Below are 8,232 nucleotides of genomic sequence, written 5' to 3'. Positions count from 1 at the left end.
ATTACCAACAACAGATATTGTAGAACCTTTTGTTTCTTATGCTTGCATTCATTTAACGCAAGAACTATCATAATCATATACGGAAGCGTTAAACGAGTGGAGGCGGAAATTATGCATGAAATTAATCAAAAAATCTTTGATAGCCAAAATGGTGTTATTTTACCTGGTAGTAAATTCAATTATGAGAATTATATGACTAGAGCCAAAATCGAAGCTGGACAAAAAACTTATCCTGATAATGATTTGAGACCTAAGCTTCTTATTGAAGCAATAATTTCGATTGAGAGAGACTTATATCGTGGTGGTAAAAAGAACGGTGTAGTTAAGTTCGGTGTGGATCGAATTGTCTTTTACAACGGTAAGAGTGAGGAAGTAATCAACTGCACGTATGATGATATCGAATGGGTTCAGGTTGGCGGAGTAGTTACTGAAGAACTTAATGGATATCCATATGGTTATCTATGGCTTTTGTTAACAATTAAAACCAATCAGGGCGAGTTTCATATTTTGAATTCGGATTTTAAAGCGCTCAATAGTTTACTACCAATCTTCAAGGAACATTTGATTGAAGTAGAGGATCCATTGACCTTAGTAAAATTATGGCAGAGTCATACAGGAGAAGATAAAGTTTTCTTGGAAGACACGACTAAGGAGTTTGAGACCCTCGCAAAAGGTACGCATTATCCTCAAATTCTAAAAGGTGAGAACCCAATTTGGGGCGATGATTAAACAGGCTGGGTATGGTAAAACAAGCACAAATGTGTTAAATTAGAGTATAAATGTTATGTCTTGATTAGGAGGTCATTACGTGTATACACTATTAATGACAATTTTGTTAGTACTTTCAGTTTTAATTATTATTGCTGTTATGATGCAGCCTGCTAAGACTGATAGTGCAATGTCTTCTCTTTCTGGTGGAGCTGGCGACTTATTCGCTAAACAAAAACCACGGGGCTTTGAAGCATTTATGCAGAAAGTTACTGCAGTTTTGCTTGCTTTGTTCTTCGTAATTGCGATTGCAATGGTTTATGTTTCTGCACACTAAAATAAGTATGATAACAAAGCGAGACAAATGTGTATTTGTCCCGCTTTTTATTGATTTTACGAGGTAAAAAATGGAATCAAATAAATTACAGACTTCGATATTGAGCTTTTTACAAAGAAGTCCTAAAGAAAAATTTACAGCTCAACAAATATTTGAGGGACTGGATCTTGAAGGTGCCAGTGTTTTCAATATTTTAGTTAAAGATTTGGCTGCTATGGAACGGTCTAATAAGGTACAGATTGTTGAAGGTGATAAATTCATGGTGGAACGTCCTAAAAACCAATTATTAGTGCATGGTGTATTTCATGCTAATGATCGTGGATTCGGATTTGTTTCAGTTGAAGATGATGAAATTCCTGACATCTATATCAGTGAAGATCATACTGCCTATGCCTTAAATATGGATGAGGTTGATGTTAAAATAACTCGTCCATCTAATGGTAAAGGTAAAGATGATCGTGGACCTGAAGGAATTGTCAAAAAAATTACTGACCGTCATTTTAAACAAGCAGTCGGTGTATTTGAGTATGCACCAGAACCTAAAAATAATGTCTTGGGTCACATTAATATTCAAGATAAGAAGATGTCGAGTTACCAATTTGATGTTTTAGGCGGTGGTATCAAGCCAGAGGACGGCGCTGTTATCACAACTAATGTTACTCAATATCCAAAGCCAAACGCTCCTAAGTTGATAGCAGGGGTTTCTGTTGAAACAATTGGTTACAAAGATGATCCTGGGGTAGATATTCTTCAGATTATTTACCAACATGATGTTCCTGTTGAATTTCCTGATGATGTTAAGGAAGAAATTAAAGATATTCCTGAATATGTCACAGAAGACGAAAAGCATGAAACTGGTCGTGTTGATTTAACCGATGTTCCAATGGTTACCATTGATGGTGATGACTCAAAGGATTTTGATGATGCTGTTGGCTTGAGTCAGTTAGAAAACGGAAACTATCACTTATACGTAAGTATCGCTGATGTTTCGCACTATGTTAAGGAAGGCTCACCTCTAGATAAGGAAGCTTATCGTCGTAGTACTAGTGTTTATTTAACAGACCGAGTGGTGCCAATGTTGCCACGTAAGTTATCAAATGGAATCTGTTCTTTAAACCCTAACGTTGAGCGTCTAGCAATGACGTGTGAGATGGAAGTGGATCCTGAAGGCAAGGTCGTTAATCATAAGATTTATCCTAGTGTGATTGAATCGAATGCACGTATGACTTACAACAACGTTAATAAGATTTTAGAAGCTCATGATGAAAAGATGCGTGAACGTTATGCTGAATTAGTTCCAATGTTTGATTTAATGGGTGCTTTGCATAAGATTATGCTCAAACGTCGTAAGCGTCGTGGAGCTATTGAATTTGACGATAACGAAGCACAAATCATTGTTGACGAAACAGGTCATCCAATTGACATTAAGATTCGTGTTCGCGGAACTTCAGAACGAATGATTGAATCATTTATGTTGGCAGCTAATGAAACTGTTGCTGAACATTACTACAATGAAAAAGTACCATTCTTGTATCGTGTTCACGAAACGCCAGATAGTGAAAGAATGTTGTCATTCTTTGAATTCTTAACTAACTTTGGTCATGTTGTTAAGGGAAATGTTAAAGACCTTAAGCCTAAGATGATGCAAAGTGTACTGAAACAAGTTGCTGGTACACCTGAAGAGGCAATGATTTCAGTTATGATGTTACGTAGTATGAAACAGGCTAAGTACTCAGATCAATCACTTGGTCACTTTGGACTAGCTGCTAAATACTATACGCATTTCACATCACCAATTCGTCGTTATCCTGATTTGATGGTTCATCGTTTAATCAGACATTACGCAGAAGATGGTATTGGTGAAGAATCACAAGCTAAATACATTGATGCTTTACCTGAAATTGCTGATCATACTTCTAAATTTGAACGTCGTGGTATTGATACAGAACGTGACGTTGATGCAATGAAGAAGGCTGAATACATGGGTGATCACGTTGGTGAGACGTTCACCGCCGTGGTTAGTTCAGTTATGAAGTTTGGTTTGTTTGTTGAATTGGAAAATACCGTTGAAGGCTTAATCCATATCAGTACAATGCGTGATGATTACTACGAATACGTTGAAAATCAAATGGCTTTAGTTGGTCGTAACACACACCGTACTTTCCAAATTGGACAAGAAATCGAAGTTAAATTAATTCGTGTTGATAAAGAACAGGCTGAGGTTGACTTTGAGTTACTTCATCCTGAGAAGACACGAACTAGTGAGATCAAGCTACCACCACGTCCTGCACGTAGCCCTCGCAATGATAAAAATAAGGGTCGTAACGGTGGTCGCAATAAGAATTTCCATAAGAATGGTAAGAATGCTGATCATAAAAAGCCATTTTACCGTGACAAAAATGTAAAACAGGCCCAAAATAAACATTAATTAAATTAAGGGAGGCATTCAGATGGCAAAGAAGAAAAAAGTCCAAGATGATGCTCTCGCACAAAATAAAAAAGCCCGCCATGACTATTCGATTCTGGATACGATGGAGGCCGGAATGGTGTTGACCGGAACTGAAATTAAATCAGTTCGTGCTCGACGTATTACGTTAAAAGATGGATTCGTGCAAGTTCGAAATGGTGAAGCATATCTAATGAATATTCACATTAGTGAGTATACACAGGGGAATCAGTTTAACCATGATCCTCTTCGTAATCGCAAGCTCTTATTACACAAAAAACAAATTAAGATTCTTCAAGAACAAACGTTAACTAAGGGAATTACTGTCGTCCCACTTAAGGTTTATCTGAAACATGGTTTTGCTAAAGTGTTAATTGGAATTGCCAAAGGTAAACATGAGTATGATAAACGTGAAACCATTAAGAAACGTGATCAACAACGTGAGATTGATCGGGCTTTGAAGAATTATCGTTAGACAAGAAAGATAGGAGAAATCTTATCTTTTTTTGATAGGTACGATTCAGGGGTGGGGTTTTTGACAAAAATCCTGTATCATAGTAGGTAGATTAAATAAATGAGGTGAAGGGCTTGGCAAACTTAGATTTATCAAATTTTGATAAAATTATCGTGTTGGACTTTGGTAGTCAATACAACCAATTGATTACCAGACGAATTCGCGAATTTGGCGTATACTCCGAACTGATGTCACACAAAACTACTGCAGAAGAAATCAAGAAAATTAATCCTAAGGGTATTATTTTCTCTGGTGGTCCTAACAGTGTTTATGATGATGACGCATTTCGGATTGATCCAGAGATTTATAAGCTTGGTATTCCAATTTTAGGTATTTGTTACGGAATGCAATTGATGGCTTACAATCTTGGTGGACGCGTAGAACCAGCTGATAACCGTGAATACGGTCATGCTGATATTGAAGTGACTGATGATCAAGCTGTAATGTTCAAAGGATTACCAGCCAAACAAACAGTTTGGATGAGTCATGGTGACTTAGTTCGTGAAGTCCCAGAAGGATTCACAGAAGTTGCTACAAGTAAGAATTGTCCTATTGCTTCAATGGCAGACAATAATCGTAAATTCTACGGAATTCAGTTCCATGCTGAAGTGCGTAACACTCAGTATGGTAATGAAATTTTGAAACATTTTGCATTCGATGTTTGTGAAGCTGCTGCTAACTGGTCTATGAAAGACTTTATCGATATTCAAATCGAAAAGATTCGTGCCGAAGTGGGCGACCGTAAAGTTCTTCTTGGACTTTCAGGTGGTGTTGATTCCAGTGTTGTAGGTGTATTACTACACAAAGCTATTGGTAACCAACTTGTAAGTATCTTCGTTGATCACGGCCTCCTGCGTAAGGGTGAAGCTGATCAAGTTATGGATAGCTTAGAAGGCAAGTTTGGCTTAAACATCATTAAAGTGGATGCTCAAGAACGCTTCTTAAACAAATTAGCTGGTGTTTCTGATCCTGAAAAGAAACGCAAGATTATTGGAAATGAGTTTATTCAAGTCTTCAATGATGAAGCTCAAAAGTTAGATGGAATTGATTTCCTTGCGCAAGGTACGCTTTATACTGATGTGATTGAAAGTGGTACTGATACTGCTCAAACAATCAAATCTCACCATAACGTTGGTGGACTTCCAGAAGACATGCACTTTAGTTTGATTGAACCATTACGTAGCTTATTCAAGGATGAAGCTCGTGAACTAGGTGAAAAACTTGGTATGCCAGAAGACTTAGTTTGGCGCCAACCATTCCCAGGACCAGGTCTTGGTATTCGTGTAATCGGTGAAATCACAGAAGACAAGCTTAATATCGTTCGTGATAGCGATTTGATTCTTCGCGAAGAAATCAAAAAAGCTGGCTTAGACCGCGAAATCTGGCAATACTTTACTGTCTTACCAGGAATTCGCAGTGTTGGTGTTATGGGTGATGGCCGTACTTACGATTACACTGTTGGTATTCGTGCTGTTTCATCCATTGATGGTATGACGGCTGACTTCTCTCGTATCCCTTGGGAAGTCTTGCAGAAGATTTCAGTTCGAATTGTAAACGAAGTTGATCACGTTAATCGCATAGTGTACGATATTACAAGCAAGCCACCTGCAACGATTGAGTGGGAATGACCGGAGACGNTTACAAATTTTAGAATGGTATAAAATAGGTTGAATATTCGCCAGAGAATACGCCAGAAAAAAAACATATAATATTTAGGAAGTTAATTCTAGATGTTATCTGTTTTATTTTTTTAATATTTAGATTATTTGAAAAATTAAATTTCAATAGCTATTTTAGTAATACTTTTCGTAGTAAATTTTAATTATATTCCTAATTATTATGGATTGAAGTCAATAAGTGAGACACAAAATAAGAGACTTTTTTACGATGCATTAATAAATTTCGCTCAAATTTATTTGGTGTTAAATGTGAAATTGCATCATGTATTCGTTTGTTATTGTAAAATCTGATTAAATAATCAAAAATATCTAGTCTTGCTTCCTCATAATCCGATATACTAGCTTCAATTTAGCATCTAAATAATACTGATAATTTGATCAATTAAGGTACTCAAATAATTATAATCATCAATACTATTTGAACTTCTAATTTTGCAGAAAAGTTCATCAATATTTTTAGGAAGCTTTTTATCTTTTTTTATTAAAAGAGAAATTTCTTCTAGAGAAGAGTCTGCATGAATATTCTCTTCGAAGTTTAAATATTCTGAAGCTAGTATAAAAGTTGAGACAAATTTTAATAGAGAATAAAATTATCCGATATAGGTAGGGGTCACAATTTAACTATTAATTACTTTTAAAATTGAATATTATTGATTATTATGTAAGTAGAAAATAAATCGAGGTATTGCATATGGATATAAAATTACAATCATTCGAATCAGTTAATGTACAAACAAAATTGGAAGTTTTACAAGAAGAATCCGTTATGCAAGTTATTAAAAATAAAGATATTCAAACTTTTGATGCGAATACTTATGCGAAGCTAGAACATCTTAAATTCCATAATGGTGAGATAAAAGTAAAAGTGTTAAGTCAATTACTACCAGATGCACCAGACTTTGCTCGAGGTTTCATAGGTATTGCGTTTAGAATTAACAATGATAATACCGCTTTTGAGGCGTTTTATATTCGACCGGAGAATGGAAGAATTAGTGATAAGGTTAGAAAAAATCGAGCAATTCAATACTTCTCTTATCCAAAGTTCACATTTGATTACTTTCGAAGCAATAATATTTATGGTTTCGAAGGGCCTGCTGATATTGGATTAGATGAATGGATTGTTATTAAAGTGGTTGTTAAAGACGGCTGTGCAGATCTCTACGTAAATAATATGGATATTCCAGCACTACATATTAATAAATTAAAAATGAATCATGATAGCCACGGAGCAATAGGTTTATTTGTGGATACTGGAACTAAAGGGTACTTTAAAGATTTAGAGATTAAATCGTTTGACTGATATAGTTTTGAGAAACTAATATTAAATCCCAAAAGGCAATACAACTGTTTTACCAAAACTATTACTACTTGCTAAATACTCATGAGCCAATCGCGTTTCGGATAGTTTATATATTTTTTCAGGAGCTACATCTACATTGTTTTTCTCAATAAATTTCAACATATCGTTTAACTCTTTTTCTTTTACATCACCGGAATAAAAGGAAGTTAAGTAACAATTATTTGGAATCTTGATAATTGGATCAAAATTATTCAAAGTCCAAACACCACCTAGTTGACCGGTAGAACAGACAATTCCGTATGTATTTAGTTTTTGAAGTGAATCAGGAACGGTTTTTGGACCGATTATATCTAGAATTCGATCAAACTTCATATCTGTTTGCAATGCGCCATTATCAATAATTACTTTATCAAATCCAACATCAAGTAACATTTTTTCTTTTTTGCTAGATCTTGAAGTACCTATAACTTTCAATTCTTGAAACATTGCTTTTGCAAGTTTAACAGCAGCTATTCCCACGCCGCTTGTTGCACCACGAATTAATAAAGATTGGTTAGGTTGGATATTGAGACCGATTAATGAACCATATGCAGTATAGTATGTTTCTGGTACAGCAGCGAGTTTTTCCCAGCTAAGGTCAGTATTAATTGGATAAATCTGATTATTTGGTAATAATACATATTCTGCGTAACCACCGTCGAATTCTCTACCCATTTCGCCCATAATTGATATTATCTTTTGACCTATTGGTAAACGACTTTCATCTGATGACTCCTCAATTGTTCCAACTGCTTCAATTCCTAAAACTCTTGGAAAGGTAACGCTTGGCGATTTTCCTTCCCTAGTAAAAATTTCAGAATGATTTATACCGAACCCACGAACCTTAACTAATGACCAACCAGACTTTATTTTGGGAGTAGGGATATCTTTGTACTCTAGGACTTCTGGACCACCAGGATTATTAACAACTATTGCTTTCATGAATTTAACCTCCAAATAATAATAGTAATATTATTATATACTAGTAAAATAATTACTGGATGGGTAGAGATTATGTTCTTGATTTTGACACCAAAACGGTAAGGATTTACAAAGTTATTTGAATAATTACTGATACAACAGTATTAGACGGACGTTTTGGTTTCTTGAGTGGGAATAGCCTGGAAGCGTTGATATAACAGTGTTTATAGATAAAAAGGCTCAATATATTTAGAAAATTAATGGTTGTTCGTCAACTGTTGTTGGTGA

At 35.4% G+C, this 8,232-nt stretch carries 8 protein-coding genes; 6 read left to right on the top strand and 2 right to left on the bottom strand.

Annotated elements, in window-relative coordinates:
* Positions 1-111: 111 nt before the first annotated feature.
* The 5 genes from IV88_RS08520 to guaA all read left to right on the top strand — a co-directional run bounded on the left by IV88_RS08520 (position 112) and on the right by guaA (position 5,633).
* Entirely contained in the window at positions 112-729 is a 618-nt protein-coding gene (locus IV88_RS08520) for a hypothetical protein (protein WP_057800475.1), read from the top strand.
* 79 nt (positions 730-808) lie between these two features.
* Positions 809-1,045: a preprotein translocase subunit SecG gene (secG, locus tag IV88_RS08515; RefSeq protein WP_057800474.1), complete on the top strand. Its 237-nt coding sequence runs from the start codon at positions 809-811 to the stop codon at positions 1,043-1,045.
* Positions 1,046-1,115: 70 nt separating this feature from the next.
* Positions 1,116-3,473 carry a ribonuclease R gene (rnr, locus tag IV88_RS08510; protein ID WP_057800473.1) on the top strand — a complete coding sequence of 786 codons (2,358 nt, stop codon included), beginning with the start codon at positions 1,116-1,118 and terminating at the stop codon, positions 3,471-3,473.
* A gap of 22 nt (positions 3,474-3,495) precedes the next feature.
* Positions 3,496-3,966 (top strand): SsrA-binding protein SmpB, encoded by a 471-nt coding sequence (gene smpB, locus IV88_RS08505; RefSeq protein WP_057800472.1) that lies wholly within the window; start codon positions 3,496-3,498, stop codon positions 3,964-3,966.
* 113 nt (positions 3,967-4,079) lie between these two features.
* Positions 4,080-5,633, top strand: a complete 1,554-nt coding sequence (gene guaA / locus IV88_RS08500) for a glutamine-hydrolyzing GMP synthase (RefSeq protein ID WP_057800471.1) — start codon at positions 4,080-4,082, stop codon at positions 5,631-5,633.
* 202 nt (positions 5,634-5,835) lie between these two features.
* Here the strand turns inward: guaA and IV88_RS09595 are convergent, their stop codons facing one another.
* On the bottom strand, positions 5,836-6,021 hold the full coding sequence (locus IV88_RS09595) for an IS3 family transposase (protein WP_371862103.1): 186 nt from the start codon (positions 6,019-6,021) through the stop codon (positions 5,836-5,838).
* Between the two features lie 354 nt (positions 6,022-6,375).
* Here IV88_RS09595 and IV88_RS08495 point away from each other — a divergent pair, with 354 nt between their 5' ends.
* Positions 6,376-6,984 carry a hypothetical protein gene (locus IV88_RS08495; RefSeq protein ID WP_057800470.1) on the top strand — a complete coding sequence of 203 codons (609 nt, stop codon included), beginning with the start codon at positions 6,376-6,378 and terminating at the stop codon, positions 6,982-6,984.
* A gap of 21 nt (positions 6,985-7,005) precedes the next feature.
* On the opposite strand, the gene IV88_RS08490 is transcribed toward IV88_RS08495, so the two are convergent.
* Positions 7,006-7,965 (bottom strand): zinc-binding alcohol dehydrogenase family protein, encoded by a 960-nt coding sequence (locus tag IV88_RS08490; RefSeq protein ID WP_057800469.1) that lies wholly within the window; start codon positions 7,963-7,965, stop codon positions 7,006-7,008.
* Positions 7,966-8,232: the final 267 nt, after the last annotated feature.

It is taken from the genome of Pediococcus argentinicus (assembly GCF_001437605.1).
Classification (GTDB): Bacteria; Bacillota; Bacilli; order Lactobacillales; family Lactobacillaceae; genus Pediococcus; species Pediococcus argentinicus.
The sequence above is the reverse complement of the archived record's forward strand: the minus strand, read 5'-3'. Positions and strand labels throughout refer to the sequence as shown.